Raw genomic sequence first — 19,716 nt, forward strand, 5'->3', positions numbered from 1 at the left:
TAATATATATCACATAACTCTTTATTTTTCATATTTCGATATAAAGTGAAACTTTAATCAGTGGGGGCTTTGTTCATCAGCACACTGATTATTAGTTGAACCAAGGGATAAACAGATAGAGGGTCTGACCAGAAAACTGGAGGGCATGATTCTATAACAGAAAGTTCAATGTTTATAGAATTATGTCTTTTTATATAGGGAGGGTAGTAAACAGAGATTTCGACAAAAACGCACTGATTTATCTGAATTTTAAGTTTTATAAAAGGAGAGAAATGGAATGAGAAGAAAAGCCCCATTTAAAGTGTTGTCATCATTAGCAATTGCAGCAATTATCGGATGCACATCTGTAATGAGTGCGCCGTTAGCATATGCAGAAACGCCAGCAAAAGAGAAAGAGAATGTGTCTACAACGCCAATTGATTACAATTTAATTCAAGAAGATCGTTTAGCGGAAGCTTTGAAAGAAAGAGGAACAATTAATCCAGCATCTTCTAAAGAAGAGACGAAAAAGGCTGTCGAGCAATATATTGAAAAGAAACAAGGAGATCAGGCGAACAAAGAAATTCTTCCAGATGCTCCCTCACAAGAAACGTCTGATTTCACAAAAAAAGTAAAAGAGAAAAAGATGGAAGAAAAGGAAAATGTAAAAAAGACTGAAAAAAATATTAATCTTGAGCAAAAGCCAGAACCAAATAAAAAGCAATTGAATGGGCAAGTTCCAACTTCAAAAGCAAAGCAAGCTCCATATAAAGGATCTGTTCGATCAGATAAAGTATTAGTGCTACTCGTTGAATTTAGTGATTATAAACATAATAATATTGATCAAACACCAGGTTATATGTATTCGAAAGACTTTAGTAGAGAACATTATCAAAAGATGTTGTTTGGTAAGGAGCCTTATACATTATTTGATGGTTCAAAAGTAAAAACATTTAAACAATACTATGAAGAGCAGTCTGGTGGTAGTTATACGACAGACGGATATGTAACGGAGTGGCTAACAGTTCCAGGAAAAGCATCTGATTATGGAGCTGATGGTAGCAGTGGTCACGATAATAAAGGTCCGAAAGGTGCACGTGATTTAGTGAAAGAAGCTTTGCATGCAGCTGCTGAGAAAGGACTAGATTTATCTCAGTTTGATCAGTTTGATAGATATGATACAAACGGGGATGGGAATCAAAATGAACCTGACGGTGTAATTGATCATTTAATGGTAATCCATGCTGGTGTTGGTCAAGAAGCTGGTGGCGGTAAATTAGGTGATGATGCGATCTGGTCACATCGTTCAAAATTAGCAGTAGATCCAGTAGCGATTGAAGGTACAAAATCAAAGGTAGATTACTTTGGTGGAAAAGTAGCAGCACATGATTACACAATTGAACCAGAAGATGGAGCTGTAGGTGTGTTTGCGCATGAATTTGGACATGATCTTGGATTACCAGATGAATATGACACGAAATATACTGGAAATGGTTCACCTGTCGAAGCTTGGTCATTAATGAGTGGAGGTAGTTGGACAGGAAAAATCGCAGGAACGGAGCCGACAAGTTTTTCACCACAAAATAAAGACTTCTTACAAAAGAATATGGGTGGCAACTGGGCAAAAATATTAGAAGTAGATTACGATAAAATTAAGAGTGGTGTGGGAGTTCCTACCTATATTGATCAAAGTGTTACGAAATCAAATCGTCCAGGCGTTGTACGTGTTAACTTACCAGGTAAAAGTGTTGAAACGATTAAACCGGAGTTTGGAAAGCATGCATATTATAGTACAAGAGGCGATGATATGCATACAACGTTAGAGACACCTTTCTTTGATTTAACAAAAGGAACAAATGCAAAATTCGATTATAAAGCAAATTATGAGTTAGAAGCAGAGTGCGATTTCGTCGAAGTACATGCAGTAACAGAAGATGGAACGAAGACGTTAATTGATAGACTTGGAGAAAAAGTAGTCCAAGGAGATAAAGATACAACAGATGGGAAATGGATTGATAAATCATATGATTTAAGTCAATTTAAAGGCAAAAAAGTGAAACTACAATTCGACTATATTACAGATCCGGCTGTAACATATAAAGGTTTTGCGATGGACGATGTAAATGTAACTGTTGATGGACAAGTTGTATTTTCTGATGATGCAGAAGGACAGTCTAAAATGAATTTAAATGGTTTTGTTGTTTCTGATGGGACAGAGAAGAAAGCTCATTATTACTACTTAGAATGGAGAAACTATGCGGGATCAGATAATGGATTAAAAGCAGGAAAAGGTCCAGTGTATAATACAGGTCTTGTCGTTTGGTATGCAGATGATAGCTTTAAAGATAACTGGGTGGGGGTGCATCCAGGTGAAGGATTCCTTGGGGTTGTAGATTCTCATCCAGAAGCACTTGTTGGTAATCTGAACGGGAAACCAGCGTACGGTAATACGGGCATGCAAATTGCAGACGCTGCATTTTCATTTGATAAAACACCAGCATGGAGTGTAAATTCATTAACACGTGGCCAGTTTAACTATTCTGGATTACAAGGTGTTACAACTTTTGATGATTCAAAAGTATATAGTAACAAGCAAATTGTAGATTCAGGAAGAAAAGTTCCAAACCTTGGACTTAAATTCCAAGTTGTTGGACAGGCAGAAGATAAATCGGCAGGCGCTGTTTGGATTAAACGTTAATAACATAAAAGCACATTCTTCATATGAAGAGTGTGCTTTTTAATTTGTACAGTAAGTTATTATTTTAGTTTATGTAATACAAATGTTTATTCATGTGTAGTGTATCAAATTATGTGGAGAAAGGAAATATTTCCGAGGAAATTGTCGAAGTATCGTCGTTATTTATAAACTTTCTTTTTAAAAGAAGTAATGTATTATTGCCTTTACGGCTCAATTTATTTACATTGTTATTTGGTTATACACAAAAGTAATATATTGGGCAAAAAAGAGTTCTATTCAATATGGCTCTTTTTATAGATAGAAAGGAGTAAGCGATAAATGAAAGAAGTTATTGGATGTCCACAGTGTGAAGGGGATATTACTGTACAACATATTATTGATCTCCCACATCCTTTTTCATTAAGGTGTCCACATTGTAAGGTGAAGTTGAAAGAAATAAGGGTAACGTCATGTTTAATATTAGCGATGATTTGTATAATTCCATTGTTTATTATTATTGGAGAGAGTATTAAGGAATTACTAGTAAAATATTTTTCTATTGTAGACAATGTACCAACTGTACTTATTTTCTTTTTATTTTGTTATCCATTGTATTATTTCTATGAAAAATATAATGCTATATTGTTTATTAAATATGGTTTGCTGAAAGTTAAAAGTTGAATTGAATAGGAGATTATCATTATGCTTTGGAAAATATATTTAGTTATTGTAGCAATGTTAGCTATTATTTCGTTAGTAAGGGGTATGTTTCAAACACCAATTCAAAAGTTTGACTTTGTAGTATCTATTATTACGTGGATAGGGCTCTTTGGTTTTGTATTTGATATACAAATATTAACCTCGATTGTTTGGAAATGTATCTTCTTGTTTAGCGTCATTTGGACTTTAACTGCAGTTTTTGTTTTTCGTTTATATGAAGAGCGAGATGAGCCATTACCTTTTATATTTAAATTAATTGGAATTATTCCAACGCTTCCATTATATTACGGATTATATCAATATGCATTTTAAAAAAGACAACGATGGATTATCCCATCATTGTCTTTTTTACTTTGCTTCTTACATAAATCATCCCAGCAAATGTTAATAAAAATGCTGTCCCGATAATGAAGCTGATGCTAGGTGATGCTCCGATTGCGCCGACTGTAAAGGAGCCAGCAACAACTCCTAATGAGAAGAAGGCATAAAATAATCCGAATGCCTTTCCGCGATTATCGTCTGTAGTATTTTCAACGAGTAAAGCGTTAATAGACGGAAAGAGGATTGCGAATCCAATTCCATAAATCATCATTACAATAAAGAGCATACCTTTTGTAGCAAATAATCCGAGTAAAGATAATGCGAATGCCATAACTGCAATTCCGATTAGCATTAGTTTCGAACGATTAAATCGATCGTAAATACGATTTGTTGGAAGCAAGAAGAAGAGGATAGCAGTAATACCAAATACACTTAACATCATGCCTGTTGTAGATGCTTTAAGCGCTAATGCCTCAACTTTTACTGGTAACATATAAGTGACAATTCCTTGTGAAAACATTAATGTGAAAGCACCAATATATGCTTGTAATAACGGTTCTGATTTTAACAGTTCAATCATATCTTCTTTGTTCATCATTTGCGTTCTTGATGTATCTTTTCTTGATACGTTATTTGGTAAGAAGAATAGAGATACGATTGTACCAAGAGCCATTAAAATAGAAATAGTAATGAAGACCCATTCTACGCCAGCAGTTGCTTTCATAATACCGCTGAAAGCAGGTCCTACGATTGCCGCTGTTCCAACAGCAGCACCAGATAGAGCCATTGCTTTTCCTTGTCTTTTTGCATTTGTTTGTTTTGATAAAAATGTAAAGGCAGCAGGAATTAAAAAGCCATCACTAAATCCATGCATAAAGCGCACAACTAATAGTTGTTCACCACTTTGAACAACGGTGTATAACAAGACTATGAAACTCGTAATTCCCATGCTTATATAAAGGATTTTTTTTGCACCAAATTTATCGACAGCGGCTCCAGCAATAATATTACCAATCATATTAGCGAATGAGTACATACCGACAACTAGCCCGATAATAAGAGGAGTTCCTCCAAGGCTTTGAGCGAAAGTACTCATAATAGGTAATTGTGAAAATGTATCTAAAAATGCCACGATAACGATAAAGTAAATAAAATATTTCAAGCGATATTCACCTCTCCAATGCTATTATGGCACAATGCTAATTTCACCTGCAATGAAATTGAATTAACAGATGTGGAAAAAAGTACAAAGTGACAAAATATTGAACGTTATTTGTAAAAAATTAGTAGGGATGTGATTGTTTTTTTGAAATATATGGATAGAAGTATTATAATAAATTTGTAAACTTCACCAGGTTAAGTATATACATAGAGAGGGATGTATAAAATGAAAGCACTACTTTGGCATAATCAACGTGATGTACGAGTAGAAGAAGTACCAGAACCAACAGTAAAACCAGGAACAGTGAAAATCAAAGTTAAATGGTGTGGTATTTGTGGGACAGACTTGCATGAATATTTAGCAGGGCCTATTTTTATTCCAACAGAAGAACATCCATTAACACATGTGAAAGCACCTGTTATTTTAGGTCATGAGTTTAGTGGTGAGGTAATAGAGATTGGTGAAGGAGTTACATCTCATAAAGTGGGAGACCGTGTTGTTGTAGAACCAATTTATTCTTGTGGTAAATGTGAAGCTTGTAAACATGGACATTACAATGTTTGTGAACAACTTGTTTTCCACGGTCTTGGCGGAGAAGGCGGCGGTTTCTCTGAATATACAGTAGTACCAGAAGATATGGTTCATCACATTCCAGATGAAATGACGTATGAACAAGGTGCGCTTGTAGAACCAGCAGCAGTAGCAGTTCATGCAGTACGTCAAAGTAAATTAAAAGAAGGGGAAGCTGTAGCAGTATTTGGTTGCGGTCCAATTGGACTTCTTGTTATCCAAGCAGCTAAAGCAGCAGGAGCAACTCCTGTTATTGCAGTTGAGCTTTCTAAAGAACGTCAAGAGTTAGCGAAATTAGCAGGTGCAGATTATGTATTAAATCCAGCAACTCAAGATGTGCTAGCTGAAATTCGTAACTTAACAAATGGTTTAGGTGTAAATGTTAGCTTTGAAGTAACAGGTGTTGAAGTTGTATTACGCCAAGCGATTGAAAGTACAAGCTTCGAAGGACAAACTGTAATTGTTAGTGTATGGGAAAAAGACGCAACAATTACTCCGAATAATTTAGTATTAAAAGAAAAAGAAGTTATTGGTATTTTAGGATACCGTCACATCTTCCCAGCTGTTATTAAATTAATTAGCTCTGGTCAAATTCAAGCAGAGAAATTAATTACGAAAAAAATTACAGTGGATCAAGTTGTTGAAGAAGGATTTGAAGCACTTGTAAAAGATAAAACACAAGTGAAAATTCTTGTTTCACCTAAATAAGATAGAATCGAAAAGAGTAGCCCTTTTCTAGAAATAGAAGAGGGCTACTTTTTTTCTATACTGAAAGGTGATAGACTTTCCTGTAACTAAAGGTATTTTGTTTGGAAGGGGAAGTCTAATGCTTTCATTTATATTGACATTGAAACGGATGCTAAAAGCTTGTTTGCGAGCATGGAAAGATAAAGAATTTCAAGTGTTATTCGTATTAACAATTTTGACATTAATATCTGGTACAATCTTTTATAGTACAGTGGAGGGGTTACGTCCTCTGGATGCTTTATATTTTAGCGTTGTGACGCTGACTACTGTCGGTGATGGGCAATTTAGTCCCCAAACTGACTTCGGAAAGATATTTACGATATTATACATATTTATAGGGATCGGATTAGTGTTTGGATTTATACATAAGTTGGCAGTTAATGTACAATTGCCAAGTATATTATCGAATAGAAAAAAAGAGTAAAGCATGTGGGTGCTTTACTCTTTTTTTACATTAGTTTAGACAAGCCTTAATAATAGTTTATTAAAATGAAAGTGTATTCATTCATTATATTCACTGTGTATAAAGTTATAATGATATGAACATTTGCATATTTTGATTTAGTGATAGAATTTTCATGAAAGGTGGGATATTCTAGTCATAGGTTAACCGGATGACATCATAGGATCCTAACAAAATGTTTACAATAATTCAATTATAAAATGGAGGATTTTATATGAAAAAGAAAGTACTTGCTTTAGCGGCAGCTATTACATTAGTTGCTCCATTACAAAGTGTTGCATTTGCTCATGAAAATGATGGGGGACAGAGATTTGGAGTTATTCCGCGCTGGTCTGCTGAAGATAAACATAAAGAAGGCGTGAATTCTCATTTATGGATTGTAAATCGTGCAATTGATATTATGTCTCGTAATACAACACTTGTAAAACAAGATCGAGTTGCACTATTAAATGAATGGCGTACTGAGTTAGAGAACGGTATTTATGCTGCTGACTATGAAAATCCTTATTATGATAATAGCACATTTGCTTCACATTTCTATGACCCTGACAATGGGAAAACTTATATTCCGTATGCAAAGCAGGCAAAGGAAACTGGAGCTAAATATTTTAAATTAGCTGGTGAGTCTTACAAAAATAAAGATATGAAACAAGCATTCTTCTATTTAGGATTATCTCTTCATTATTTAGGTGATGTAAACCAACCGATGCATGCGGCAAACTTTACGAATCTTTCGTATCCACAAGGATTCCATTCTAAATATGAAAACTTTGTAGATACGATAAAAGATAATTATAAAGTAACGGATGGAAATGGGTATTGGAACTGGAAAGGTACGAATCCAGAAGATTGGATTCATGGAGCGGCAGTAGTTGCGAAGCAAGATTATGCTGGCATTGTAAATGATAATACGAAAGATTGGTTCGTAAGAGCAGCTGTATCACAAGAATATGCAGATAAATGGCGCGCTGAAGTTACACCAATGACAGGTAAGCGTTTAATGGATGCACAACGTGTTACTGCTGGATATATTCAGCTTTGGTTTGATACGTACGGAAATCGTTAAGTATTTGAAGAAGGTCAAATCTCAGAATAGAGTATTTGGCCTTTTTATCACTATACAATACATGGAGGTATGAAACGTGAAAGGTAAATTGCTAAAAGGTGTACTTAGCTTAGGTGTTGGTTTAGGAGCTTTATATAGCGGAACGTCAGCTCAAGCAGAAGCATCTACAAATCAAAATGATACATTAAAAGTGATGACGCATAATGTATATATGCTATCAACAAACTTATATCCAAACTGGGGACAAACTGAGCGTGCTGATTTAATTGGGGCGGCAGATTATATAAAGAATCAAGATGTTGTTATATTAAATGAAGTGTTTGATAATAGCGCATCAGATCGTTTATTAGGTAATTTGAAGAAAGAATATCCAAATCAAACAGCAGTATTAGGTCGTAGTAGTGGAAGCGAATGGGATAAAACGTTAGGGAACTATTCATCTTCAACTCCTGAAGATGGTGGCGTTGCGATTGTCAGCAAATGGCCAATCGCTGAAAAGATTCAATATGTATTTGCAAAAGGATGCGGGCCAGATAATTTATCGAATAAAGGATTTGTATATACGAAAATTAAGAAAAATGATCGTTTCATTCACGTAATTGGGACGCATTTGCAGGCTGAAGATAGTATGTGCGGAAAAACTTCACCTGCATCTGTACGTACGAACCAATTAAAAGAAATTCAAGATTTTATTAAAAATAAAAATATACCAAATAATGAGTATGTGTTAATTGGTGGTGATATGAACGTAAATAAAATAAATGCAGAGAACAAGAATGATTCAGAGTATACATCTATGTTTAAAACATTGAACGCTTCTGTACCATCTTATACTGGACATACAGCGACTTGGGATGCAACGACAAACAGTATTGCAAAATATAATTTCCCTGATAGTCCTGCCGAGTATTTAGATTATATTATTGCAAGCAAAGACCATGCGAACCCATCGTATATAGAGAATAAGGTGTTACAGCCGAAATCTCCACAATGGACTGTTACATCATGGTTCCAAAAATATACGTATAATGATTACTCTGATCATTATCCAGTAGAGGCGACTATTTCTATGAAGTAGTTTCAAAAAGTTTCTTCGTAAAGAAGAAACTTTTTTTATTTGCAAACAGGAAAATCACACTTTCTTTCCAATATGTATAAGACATATTGAGAAGAGGAGAGAAAAATGTGGATCGAGGAATTTTTAAAGAAGTTCCATTACCGTGTGCATTTTTGGATGAAGTGGCTTTAGATAGAAATATTCAATCAATTATAGAGTTAAGTGGAAATAAGAAGATTCGTATAGCGAGTAAATCGTTACGTTCTGTTCCGATTATGCAAAAGATTTTAGCTGCAAATGATCGATTTCAAGGTATTATGTGCTTTTCACCTAGAGAGACTTTATTTTTAATAGAACAAGGATTTAATGATTTATTGCTTGGATATCCTGCTTATGATGAAAGAGCTTTGTATGAAATTAGTTTGCTAACAAAGAAAGGTTTCATTATAACTTGTATGGTGGATTGTGAAGAGCATATTGTGTATTTAGAAAAAATTGCTGAGAAATCTAAAGGATGTTTTCGTGTTTGTTTGGATATTGATATGAGTAGTCGTTTCTTTCAATTTCATTTTGGTGTACAAAGATCCCCAGTAAAAAATGTGCAGGATGCGTTGAAAGTAGTAGAAAAGGTGAGAAGGTCATCATATTTAATGTTAGATGGTGTGATGGGTTATGAAGCTCAAATTGCTGGGGTGGGAGACCATATACCGAATCAATGGCTGAAAAGTAAAGTGATTTCGTATTTAAAGCAGAAATCAGTGCTAGAAGTTAAAGAAAGAAGAGAATATATTGTAAAAGCAATACAAAAACTTGGTATTGAGCTAAGGTTTGTAAATGGAGGCGGAACAGGAAGCATAAAAACAACTGAGAAAGATAATTCAGTTTCAGAGATTACAATAGGTTCTGCTTTTTATTCTCCGAAGCTGTTTGATTATTATAAAGAGGTGAAATTTCATCCAGCGGTCGGATTTGCCTTACCAGTTGTGCGTAAACCAGTCCCGTTTATTTACACTTGCCTAGGTGGTGGATATATTGCTTCAGGAGCAGTTGGAAAAGATAAAGAGCCTGAAGTTTGGAGACCAAAGGGTGCAAAACTATTAGCTTTAGAAGGTGCTGGCGAGGTACAAACGCCAATATTTTATAACGGCGAGGAAAGAGTGGACATAGGAGAGTCCATTTTGTTTCGTCATAGTAAGGCTGGTGAATTATGTGAATGCTTTCCTTTTTTGTATCGTGTTAAACAAGGAGAGATTGTTGGGGAGTATTCAACATATCGGGGGGATGGCCAATGCTTTCTATAAAGGGACAAAGGTGGAGGAATTGGACAGGGAATGTAGAAGGGACGCCGCATTATACGATGTATCCAGAAAGTATACAAGATGTAGTAGAAGTAGTGGGGGTTGCACGAAAAAAGGGGCAGAAAATTCGTGTTGTTGGTTCAGGACACTCGTTTACACCCCTTGTGCAAACGGAAGAAGTTTTAGTTTCTTTAGATGAATTGAAGGGCATTGTGAATATTGATGAAGAGAAGATGGTCGCTGAAGTGTGGGCAGGAACAAAGTTATATGATTTAGGGAAGTTACTTGAGGAAAAAGGTTATGCGCAAGAAAATTTAGGGGATATTGATTCGCAATCTATTGCAGGAGCGATTAGTACGGGGACTCATGGAACGGGTATTACCTTTGGGAGCTTATCAACACAAGTTATAGAGATTACGGCAGTTTTATCTAATGGTGAGAGTATAGTTTGTTCGGAAGCTGAGAACGTAGAATATTGGAGAGCGTTTCAGTTGTCACTTGGAATGTTAGGTATCATTGTAAAGATAAAATTGAAGGTTATTCCAGCGTATTCACTCGTTTATGAAAGTGAAAAACAGTCATTATCTACTGTAATGAACAAACTAGAAGAGTATAAGAAGCATCGTCACTTTGAATTTTTCGTTTTTCCTTATTCTGATGAAGTACAAGTAAAACTTACGAACGAAACAACGAATACAGGCAGTGATTTGAAATGGCATAAACTAAAGGTGGAGTTACTTGAAAATAGGATGTTCTCTTTACTATCTAAAGGGTGTAAATGGTTTCCTTCTATAAGTAAAGGAGTGAGTCGATTATCAGCTAAGGCTGTACCAAACACAAAAATAATTGGCCCGAGCTATGAAGTATTTGCTACATCACGTACGGTACCATTTTATGAAATGGAGTATAGCATTCCTTCAAAGTATATGAGGACTGTGGTAGAAGAAATCTCAAATCTTATTGAAAAGAAAAAGTATAAGGTGCACTTCCCGATCGAATGCCGCTATGTGAAAGGTGATGATATATGGCTTAGTCCAGCCTATGGAAGAGATTCAGCGTATATCGCTGTTCATATGTATAAAGGTATGAAATATGCTGCTTACTTTGGCGAAGTGGAAAAAATTTTTCTGAAGTATGAAGGGCGTCCGCATTGGGGGAAAATGCATACATTATCGTATGAGCAATTACAAGATATATATCCAGAGTTTCATTCGTTTTTACAGGCGAGGAAGTCTCTAGATGAACTTGGAATGTTTTTTAATCCTTATGCAGAAAAGTTATTTATCCCGCATTAACGGGCAGTAATACTCCCATCTCAAAATTCGGTGGGAGATAACCGCTCGTTTTGGGAGGGTTGATTAAAGTTTCACATTATGTATATGAAAAAGCTGACAAATAATTATTTGTCAGCTTTTTTTAGTGTAATTGCATTTCTTGTATGACTAATATGCTCATAAAATAGTAGTTTATCACGGCTAAACACATGCAGTAAAACATGAATAATAAACAGGCCGTTAATGATGAATAGGAATAACAACGTAACGAGTAATACTAAAGGTTCTGTATGATTTAACATAGAACTACTAGAAAGAATATAATTGATTCCGCCTAATGCAAAATAAAATATACCGTATCGAATAAATAGTTCTTTTAATGTAATACGATCTGATTTTCCTTTCAGGTGAATGCGAAGCAATGCTTTCCCAATTGTTTTTCCATTCGTAAAGTATGGAATAATAATAAAGTAAATAAGGATTGAACACGTAATGAAAATGAGTTCATACATATTGGTGTAAGATTGCATATTAGAAACGAAGAAAGAATTTCCTTTGTTTTTAATGACAGGTACAACGATAGATAAGAAAATCCAATCAATTTGCATCGCGATAAGGCGACGAATGAATCCGACTGGTTTCGTTTCTAAATTAATATGACTATCTAACTCGTTTGTTTTTGGAAGGAAGTACGTAAATATTGGTGCAATGATAAAACCAATTACGCCACCTAATGTATTTAAAAACAAATCATCGATATCAAATAATCGGTATGCACAATTGTATATACCGTATAATCCAGTCACTTGTGTTAGCTCGAAAAATAGTGAAAGGAAAAAGGAAATGTAAATTGTTTGTAGGAAACTACGTCGGAAATAATAACGTAAGTAAATACCGAATGGAACAGTTAATAGAACATTAAATGCAACTTGTAAAAAAGCAGACTCTTTTAATAAGTAGAAATAAGTAGCCGGTTTCGTTAAAACTGCCGATGTATGACTACTAATCTCTTGTATGAAATAAAATGGTGAGAGTTGCATGTGTTGTGTATTAGCCGATTGTAGGCTACAAGTATCAAACGTTTGTGGCAACGGCAAAATAACAAGAAAATAGGCATTTAATAAGTAAAGTAATAATGAGTATAAAATAAATGAGCGCCATTTATTTAAATAACCGTATTTTCGATAATTAAATATTAGAAAAGGGATTAAAAGAAACATTGCTAAAAAAGGAAATAAAATAAATGCTGTTTTTACTGGAAATAAATATGCAGTCAAAGTGAAACTCCTTTCAATAAAAATTCGTTTATCATTATAGCGCTAAAAATATTTAAATACAAAGTTAAAATCTTTCGAAATAGAAATAATTACTAATTTTATAGGAATTAAGTTATAATAAATTTAATATGAGGATATTATGATTATGTAAGTTGAGAGAGGGTACAAGAGATGCGATATGAACTTTTTTCTGTAAGTGGGGATCATATTACGACTTTTGAAAGTGCATGGCGTTTTCAGGAGGGAGAACAGATTTTTGTTCATGATGATCAAACAAAACGAAACTTTATTATTATTCGTCTGACGCATGATGTATTTCAACAAAATAAACATGTTATTCGTTTGTATTGTCAAGAAAAGAAAGTGTATGCATAAGAGAAGCCCTCTTACAGTATGAAAAGTAAGAGGGCTCTTTATCCCGCTATTTGTGGGAAGCACGATTGGTGAGGATTAAAGTTTCACTTTATCATTTTTCTCCTCGCAAGGAATAAAAAGAGAAGAGTTAATGCACATAGGTAGCATTTGATTTGGAAGAAAGGATATAGCCTTGTATTTTGTACCTCAAAGTTTCATGGCCTTTTCTTTGAGAAAGCCATGTATGGTAATCTTGTTGTGTTTTCCATAACATACGAAACATATATTCTGTCTTATCATTTGTACGATGAACATGTGAAAACTCTATGTTAATAAAACCGTTCGTTCCAGGGGAAGGATAATATTGTTTAAGCTCACAAAGTAGCTCACTTTCATATCCGTACTTAATGTGAATGAGTTTAGTAACTATAAGTATATAAACACCTCTTTTACGATAATAGTAGGAAAGATAGCTTTACTATAATAGTGAACTTAATAATTATTATAATATTATGAAAATTCGAAGTGAATGATAGGTTTTAACTTAATAAAGGTATAAAAAAGCGAGTCATCTAGTGTAATAGAATGACTCGCTTTCGATTTGTAAGTTTCACTTTATAAGAAAATAAGAGTAAGTACACCTACGATAATACAATAGAAAGAGAAATACTTTAAATTTCCTTTTGCCATAATGTTCATAAACCATTTTAGTGAAATATACGTCATGATAAATGTTGCGATGAATGCAACGACATATGGTACGAATAATGTGTCTAGATTTGGATCATTTGCAATGTCTGTAATGCTTAACAATAAGCCACCTAAGCTAACAGGAATGTATAGTAAGAATGAGAAGCGAAGAGCTGTTTCTTGCTTCATACCAAGTAACATTGCTGCTACGATTGTGGCACCAGATCGGCTTATTCCAGGAATCAGTGCGCAAGCTTGTGCTAATCCGACGATGATTGCATCTTTCATAGAAAGGTCGCCATCATTTTTACGACCGCGTAAATTTCTAATAATCCAAAGGCCGACAGCAGTAATAAGAAGGGAAATCCCAACCATCTTCACACCTTTTAAGTACTGATCGATGTAATCTTTAAATAAAACACCAATAACACCTGCTGGAATGGTTGCAATAACAAGATAAATAATAAAGAAGAAATCTGATTTCGCGTCTTCTGCTCTTGTAAATATATAAGAGAGACCATTCTTCGTCAGACGAATTAAATCATTTCTATAAATAAGTAATACAGCTAATAATGAAGCTGAATTAACAAGTAGTTCGAAGCTAAATCCTTCTATTTTTAGTCCTAGCAAATGTTGTGCTAAAACGAGGTGACCACTTGAAGAAATCGGAATTGGTTCTGTTAGTCCTTGGAACAGACCGAGAATTAAATATTTTAAAACGTAGTAAAATTGTTCCATAATAACCTCCTTGTTTATTAGTTGAAAGAAACAACTTTTCCATTATAACAAAGATATGGATGAATATTGAAAAGAAATAAATATTCGAAATAAAATAAAAATCCCTTATAGCAGTATAAGGGATTTTTATTTTTAATTAAGAAGTTACTGTTCCTTGAAGACTTTTAGACAATTGAACATCGACTTTTTCAGCATCATGAATATGATTCATAATAGTAGTATTTAATTTTTGGAACATTTGTTGTGTATTAGCGAATTCTCGTAATATGTCATCATTACAAGACTTTTGGTTTTCAATAGCCTTAATAACATTTGTAGCGCCATTTTGTAACGTTTGAATCATAACTAAAATATTTTCAATTCTAGCGTTTGTATCGGCGCTCATTTCTACACCTTCATCGACTAAATGTAAATTATCTTTTGTATTATCGTATGCTTTTTCAATTTCTTCTTGAATTTTTTTCGTTAAGTTGCCGATGTTTTTTGTGCTTTCTGCTGTACTTTCCGCTAGTTTTCTTACTTCATTGGCAACGACAGCGAATCCTTTACCGTGCTCTCCAGCACGTGCGGCTTCAATACTCGCATTTAAGGCAAGTAAATTTGTTTGTGCTGCAATGTTTTGAATGACTTCTACAATTTGCTCGATTTCCTTTGAGCGTTCGCTTAGATGATTCATACTATTAGACGTGCGTTGAGATTGTTCACCTAATTTATTAATTACAATAAGTAAGCGGTGAACGGATTCTTTTCCTTCATTAGAGCAGTCAATAATTTCTGCAATAGACTGAATTAAGCTTTGTTCCTTTTGCAACATTTCATTATTTAACTCATTGGAATGTGTCGTACGTGTTGAAACATTTTCGAAACATGAACTTAATTGTTGAACTAAATTTTGGAGTGTATTGTGTTGGTTATTTACAAGTTGATGCTCTTGTACAACGCTTTGTACACGATCGTGGATAGTCGAAATAGTCTCTTGTTTTTCAATATCTTTTTGTTTCAATTCTGCTTCTAATTCTTGTATACGCTCTTCTAATTGAGCAATTGTATGTTGGAGTGATTTCTTTTGAGTAAACATGTATTTATTTCAACCGCCTTCGAAAGTTATATTTTCTCTATATTTGGATTTTAGCATCTTTTGTATTTTTTAAATATAGGAATTGTTAAATATTTAAGAATCTATTACATTTTATTCATAATTCTCTTTTTTTTGTCACGAAAAATAAACTGTATTTAATCGTTTTGTAAACAAACTGTAAAATAAATCATGTATAACTGTATAAGAAGGGAGTCGGATTATGAACTATTTTAAGCGAATCAGCTGTCTAGTATTAGCAGGAATTATCGGTCTTTCTAGTACAGTCGCTGTTAAAGCAGAGTCAAACGACGAGAAACTTAACAACATGCAACAGCAATTGCAACAAAACGATGCAGAAATGCAAAAGAAAGAGCAAGAGAAGCAAGCTGTTAGTAAAGAAATTAAAGGTATTGAAAACGAACTACATAATTTAAATAATACAATTGCAAAAAATAAAGAGGATCAAGCTGCTATTCAACGTAAAATCGATGAAACACATAAGCAGATTGAACAAAAAAAGGAAGAAATTGTCGTTTTAGAGGATAAAGTCCTTGCTCGTAAAGACATTATGAGAAAACGTATGGTTTCTGTTCAAAACAGTTCAAATACAAGTTTAGTAGTAGAAGTTGTAGTAGAGTCAAAAAACTTTGCAGACTTCTTACAACGTATGAACGCAGTTTCTACTATTCTAGAAGCTGATAAAGAAATTTTACGTCTACAAGAACAAGATCTTCGTCAAATTGAAGAAGATAAGAAAACAATTGACGAAAAAGAAGCATCTTTAGTAGTAGACAAACAAAAATTAGCAAAAGCGCAAGCTGAACTGCAAGATAACTTGAAAAAACGTCAAGATAACTTACAAACAGTTCAAGCTAAATATAATGAGGTTGCAAGTCAGCTTAATTTAGCAGCGGAAGAGAAAGCTAAAATTGAATCAAATATGAAGGCAGTACAAGAAACAATTGCTCGTGAACAAGAAGCAGCAAGAATCGCAGCGGAAGAGCGTGCAAAAGCAGAAGCGGCTGCAAAGGCTGAGCAAGAAGCTTTAGCGAAAGCACAAGCAGAAATTGCTGAAAAGCAAAAGCAAGAAAAAGCTAGTAAACCGGCAGAACCAGTTGCTAATAATAATTCGAAGGTAGAACCTGCACAACCTTCTAAGCCAACTGCTGGTGGGAAAGAAATTTATGTAGAAGCTACAGCTTATACAGCTGATCCAGCGGAAAATGGTTATGCGTCAGGTCAACAAGTATTTTCTGCATGGGGACCAGGTGGTAAAGGTTATAATCTAACTGCAAACCCAGGAATGAAATTAATTGCTGTAGATCCAAGTGTTATTCCATTAGGCAAAACTGTAAATGTTGAAGGTTATGGAGTCGCAATTGCAGCAGATACTGGTGGAGCGATTAAAGGTAACAGAATTGATGTGTTAATGCCTGATAAAGGGTCTTCTAGTCAATGGGGAAGAAAAATCGTTAAAGTTACAATTTTAAACTAAAACGTAATCCAACTTTACAATACGTAGAGTTGGATTTTTTACAATATTAATGTTAAGTTAAGTTTACATTTTGTTAAGGATAGCATACAATAATGGTGAGAGGTGGTAAATTTGACCATTTTAAACAGAGTAAAAGAATTAAGAGCTCGTTTTAATTTTTCACAAAGTGTATTAGCAGAAAAGGTTGGAGTGACGAGACAAACAGTTGCTGCAATTGAAAAAGGGGATTACGTTCCTTCATTGTTACTAGCATTGATGATTTGTGATGTATTCCAGTTAAAGATGGAAGACGTGTTTGTTTTAAATAAGGAGGGGGAAGAGGATGAGTAGAATTGGTTTTTCTTATATTATAAATGTACTCTATACTGCACTAGCATGCTGGACATTTGTTGAATTTTATAGTGTTATTACAGAGTTAGCAGACATATTTAAAAACGAGAAATTCCCGTTTGAAGTAGCGGTTAATGGAGTACCATTTATTTTATTATTTATTGGAGCTATTATAGTTACAATTTTTTATAGAATTCAAAAGAAAAAATATAAGAATTTATCTTTTTGGATGTATCCATTATTATTTCCACTAGAAGATGAACGTGAAAAAGCGATTACGGATAAAGCTTGTCGAACAACATTTGTATCGTTATGGTTTGTGTTACCTTGTGCAGTTGGATTTTTAACTTTTTCGCCTATTATTAATGAATATCTTCCTGGATACCCATTATATATTCTATTTTCTATTTTCTTTATTCAAATGACAGTATTTCACGTATCATTATACAGAAATAAATTAGCTTAAAAAGAAACCTTCTTGCACCGGCAAGAAGGTTTCTTTTCAGCTAATACTTGTACATATGGCGATATTATTTTATCATTTTATATAGAGTAAGATTTTGTAAGGGAAAGGAATTGTATATGAATAAGCAAAGAATTTATAGTATAGTAGCAATCCTGCTATTTGTTGTAGGTGGCGTGTTAATTGGAAAGCCATTTTATGATGGATATCAGGCTGAAAAGAAACAGACTGAAAATGTGCAGGCTGTTCAAAAGATGGATTATGAAAAGCATGAGACGGAATTTGTAGATGCTTCCAAAATTAATCAACCAGACTTGGCGGAAGTAGCGAATGCATCATTAGATAAGAAACAAGTAATTGGTCGTATTTCGATTCCAAGTGTTTCAGTAGAACTGCCTGTTTTGAAAGCTTCTACTGAAAAAAACTTATTAACAGGTGCAGCGACAGTAAAAGAGAATCAAGTTATGGGAAAAGGAAATTACGCACTAGCAGGACATAACATGTCTAAAAAAGGTGTTTTATTTAGTGATATAGCTTCTTTGAAAAAAGGCGATAAAATTTATTTGTATGACAATGAAAATGAATATGAGTATGCGGTTACTGGTGTATCTGAAGTAACTCCTGATAAGTGGGAAGTTGTGGAGGATCATGGGAAAGATGAGATAACGCTTATTACATGTGTATCTGTAAAGGATAATTCTAAGCGTTATGTTGTTGCTGGTGATTTAGTAGGAACGAAGGCGAAGAAGTAAAAAAGAAGGTGAACTCTTTAAAGAGTTCACCTTCTTTTTTACTAATGTTGAGAAAAAATAGAATGTTTTGGTTTGTATTTAAGTATTCTTCTATTTATGTATAATAAAGTTATAATTCTATATTTTGGGAGGAACAAGAGTGAGACAACAGGTGAAGAAACTTCTTTTAACAACGAGTATAGCGTTATTGGTAGCTCCAATTTCAGCTTATGCGCATCCAGGGCGTACAGATGCTAATGGCGGACATACGTGTCGTACAAATTGTGAGAAATGGGGATTACAGTACGGGGAATATCATTATCACAATAAACCAGCTTCTAGTAGTGGTGCAACGAGCCCAGCTCCTAGCCAGAATAATAATAGTGCTGTAGAAGCTGAGAGACAAGCAGAAGCACAGCGTAAAGCTGAAGAAGAGAGACAACGTGTAGCCGAAGAACAAAGAAAAGCTGAAGAGGCACGTAAGCAAGAGGAAGCGCAGCGCCAAGCTGATATGGAAAAAGGTCAACTTGAAGGTCAAAAGAATGGAGAAACTGATTTTAAAGCAGGAAAAAATGATGCAGAAGTGCATGTAGCTGGAAAATCTGATGCATATAAACAAGCGTTTAAAGCGACTTATGCAGCCGCATGGTCTTTAGAAGAGCAGAAGAAAACGCATTTTGAAAAAGGAAAAGAACAAGGTTTAGCACAAGAGACGATGGACGATAGTCAAGTTGCTCCAGAGTTTAAGGTAAACTTTGTAGACGGGTTCAAAGTAGGGAATAAAGAAAGAACAGAAAAAATTGAAAAAGAACAAGCTGAATTAGGAGAAAAGACAGGGAAAGAACTAGCTGAAAAGAATCCTGGAAATAGAGAGAAGGAAGTATACGTGAAGGCATATGAAACAGCGTATGAAAAAGGCTATAAGTCTACAAAAAAGGCAGTAGAAAAGGCTGGCTATAAGTATGCATTTGAAAACTATAATTTAAAAGTTCCTGCTAAGTATGAAAGAAATGAATTGTTAAAGAAATGGTTTACTGAAGGGTTTAAATTGAATAAAAAAGCAGCAGAAATTCGAGAAGAAGGGTATAAAAAGGGAGACAGCTGGTTCTCATTCTTCTATAAGAGTTTCGTACCAAGTGAATATAAAGAACATAAAGAGCTGTACGAACAAGCAATAGAAAAAGGTAAAACGGCATAAAAAAAGATGAGGAGAAATTCCTCATCTT

The 19,716-nt window shown here is 34.3% G+C and carries 19 protein-coding genes and 1 pseudogene; 15 read left to right on the forward strand and 5 right to left on the reverse strand.

The features are described 5' to 3' along the window. Positions 1-277 precede the first annotated feature (277 nt). From inhA2 to CN409_RS24725, 3 genes are all read left to right on the forward strand, one after another. Positions 278-2,677, forward strand: coding sequence for a M6 family metalloprotease immune inhibitor InhA2 (gene inhA2 / locus CN409_RS24715; RefSeq protein ID WP_086390901.1), 2,400 nt, complete (start codon positions 278-280; stop codon positions 2,675-2,677). 318 nt (positions 2,678-2,995) lie between these two features. Beyond that, the gene (locus CN409_RS24720; protein ID WP_000665762.1) at positions 2,996-3,337 is read left to right on the forward strand and encodes a hypothetical protein; all 342 of its coding nucleotides are present in this window, start codon (positions 2,996-2,998) and stop codon (positions 3,335-3,337) included. 21 nt (positions 3,338-3,358) lie between these two features. Then, on the forward strand, positions 3,359-3,688 hold the full coding sequence (locus CN409_RS24725; protein WP_000964465.1) for a hypothetical protein: 330 nt from the start codon (positions 3,359-3,361) through the stop codon (positions 3,686-3,688). A gap of 16 nt (positions 3,689-3,704) precedes the next feature. Here CN409_RS24725 and CN409_RS24730 read toward each other — a convergent pair whose 3' ends face one another. Continuing rightward, positions 3,705-4,859, reverse strand: a complete 1,155-nt coding sequence (locus tag CN409_RS24730; protein ID WP_000873268.1) for an MFS transporter — start codon at positions 4,857-4,859, stop codon at positions 3,705-3,707. A 225-nt stretch (positions 4,860-5,084) separates the two neighbouring features. Here CN409_RS24730 and bdhA point away from each other — a divergent pair, with 225 nt between their 5' ends. The 6 genes from bdhA (at position 5,085) to CN409_RS24760 (ending at position 11,355) form a co-directional block, all read left to right on the forward strand. Then, complete coding sequence (bdhA, locus tag CN409_RS24735) at positions 5,085-6,137, forward strand: (R,R)-butanediol dehydrogenase (RefSeq protein WP_000645827.1); 1,053 nt, start codon at positions 5,085-5,087, stop codon at positions 6,135-6,137. A 118-nt stretch (positions 6,138-6,255) separates the two neighbouring features. Next, entirely contained in the window at positions 6,256-6,600 is a 345-nt protein-coding gene (locus CN409_RS24740) for a potassium channel family protein (RefSeq protein WP_000948035.1), read from the forward strand. Between the two features lie 253 nt (positions 6,601-6,853). After that, positions 6,854-7,705, forward strand: coding sequence for a phospholipase CerA (gene cerA, locus CN409_RS24745; protein ID WP_000730997.1), 852 nt, complete (start codon positions 6,854-6,856; stop codon positions 7,703-7,705). A 76-nt stretch (positions 7,706-7,781) separates the two neighbouring features. Beyond that, positions 7,782-8,783 carry a sphingomyelinase C gene (sph, locus tag CN409_RS24750; protein ID WP_000676793.1) on the forward strand — a complete coding sequence of 334 codons (1,002 nt, stop codon included), beginning with the start codon at positions 7,782-7,784 and terminating at the stop codon, positions 8,781-8,783. Between the two features lie 107 nt (positions 8,784-8,890). Then, entirely contained in the window at positions 8,891-10,063 is a 1,173-nt protein-coding gene (locus tag CN409_RS24755; RefSeq protein WP_097981451.1) for an amino acid deaminase/aldolase, read from the forward strand. Then, positions 10,051-11,355 (forward strand): D-arabinono-1,4-lactone oxidase, encoded by a 1,305-nt coding sequence (locus CN409_RS24760; protein ID WP_000948963.1) that lies wholly within the window; start codon positions 10,051-10,053, stop codon positions 11,353-11,355. The genes CN409_RS24755 and CN409_RS24760 overlap by 13 nt, the downstream gene beginning before the upstream one ends. Before the next feature lie 104 nt (positions 11,356-11,459). Here the strand turns inward: CN409_RS24760 and CN409_RS24765 are convergent, their stop codons facing one another. Beyond that, positions 11,460-12,611 carry a VanZ family protein gene (locus tag CN409_RS24765; protein WP_000128031.1) on the reverse strand — a complete coding sequence of 384 codons (1,152 nt, stop codon included), beginning with the start codon at positions 12,609-12,611 and terminating at the stop codon, positions 11,460-11,462. Between the two features lie 171 nt (positions 12,612-12,782). On the opposite strand from CN409_RS24765, the gene CN409_RS24770 reads away from it, so the two are divergent. Continuing rightward, complete coding sequence (locus tag CN409_RS24770; RefSeq protein ID WP_001268332.1) at positions 12,783-12,986, forward strand: hypothetical protein; 204 nt, start codon at positions 12,783-12,785, stop codon at positions 12,984-12,986. 127 nt (positions 12,987-13,113) lie between these two features. Here CN409_RS24770 and CN409_RS24775 read toward each other — a convergent pair whose 3' ends face one another. The 3 genes and pseudogenes from CN409_RS24775 to CN409_RS32865 all read right to left on the reverse strand — a co-directional run. Next, positions 13,114-13,401 carry an antibiotic biosynthesis monooxygenase family protein gene (locus tag CN409_RS24775; RefSeq protein ID WP_097981449.1) on the reverse strand — a complete coding sequence of 96 codons (288 nt, stop codon included), beginning with the start codon at positions 13,399-13,401 and terminating at the stop codon, positions 13,114-13,116. A gap of 179 nt (positions 13,402-13,580) precedes the next feature. Beyond that, a complete protein-coding gene (locus tag CN409_RS24780) occupies positions 13,581-14,393 on the reverse strand; it encodes an undecaprenyl-diphosphate phosphatase (RefSeq protein ID WP_000434794.1) in 813 nt (270 codons plus the stop codon). A gap of 136 nt (positions 14,394-14,529) precedes the next feature. Further along, positions 14,530-15,060, reverse strand: a pseudogene (locus CN409_RS32865) (methyl-accepting chemotaxis protein); the annotation flags it as partial. Positions 15,061-15,691: 631 nt separating this feature from the next. Between CN409_RS32865 and CN409_RS24790 the strand changes: the two are divergent. The 5 genes from CN409_RS24790 (at position 15,692) to CN409_RS24810 (ending at position 19,688) form a co-directional block, all read left to right on the forward strand. Next, the gene (locus tag CN409_RS24790) at positions 15,692-16,966 is read left to right on the forward strand and encodes a 3D domain-containing protein (RefSeq protein ID WP_001105781.1); all 1,275 of its coding nucleotides are present in this window, start codon (positions 15,692-15,694) and stop codon (positions 16,964-16,966) included. A 111-nt stretch (positions 16,967-17,077) separates the two neighbouring features. Beyond that, entirely contained in the window at positions 17,078-17,296 is a 219-nt protein-coding gene (locus tag CN409_RS24795) for a helix-turn-helix transcriptional regulator (RefSeq protein WP_000154017.1), read from the forward strand. Beyond that, a complete protein-coding gene (locus CN409_RS24800) occupies positions 17,289-17,762 on the forward strand; it encodes a DUF2178 domain-containing protein (RefSeq protein WP_000086544.1) in 474 nt (157 codons plus the stop codon). Before CN409_RS24795 ends, CN409_RS24800 begins: the two co-directional genes overlap by 8 nt. Positions 17,763-17,878: 116 nt before the next feature. Next, the gene (locus CN409_RS24805; protein WP_001041729.1) at positions 17,879-18,511 is read left to right on the forward strand and encodes a class A sortase; all 633 of its coding nucleotides are present in this window, start codon (positions 17,879-17,881) and stop codon (positions 18,509-18,511) included. A gap of 139 nt (positions 18,512-18,650) precedes the next feature. Further along, positions 18,651-19,688 carry a YHYH domain-containing protein gene (locus CN409_RS24810; protein WP_001249807.1) on the forward strand — a complete coding sequence of 346 codons (1,038 nt, stop codon included), beginning with the start codon at positions 18,651-18,653 and terminating at the stop codon, positions 19,686-19,688. The last annotated feature ends 28 nt before the right edge of the window (positions 19,689-19,716 follow it).

Source organism: Bacillus sp. AFS012607, from assembly GCF_002558005.1.
GTDB lineage: Bacteria > Bacillota > Bacilli > Bacillales > Bacillaceae_G > Bacillus_A > Bacillus_A thuringiensis_S.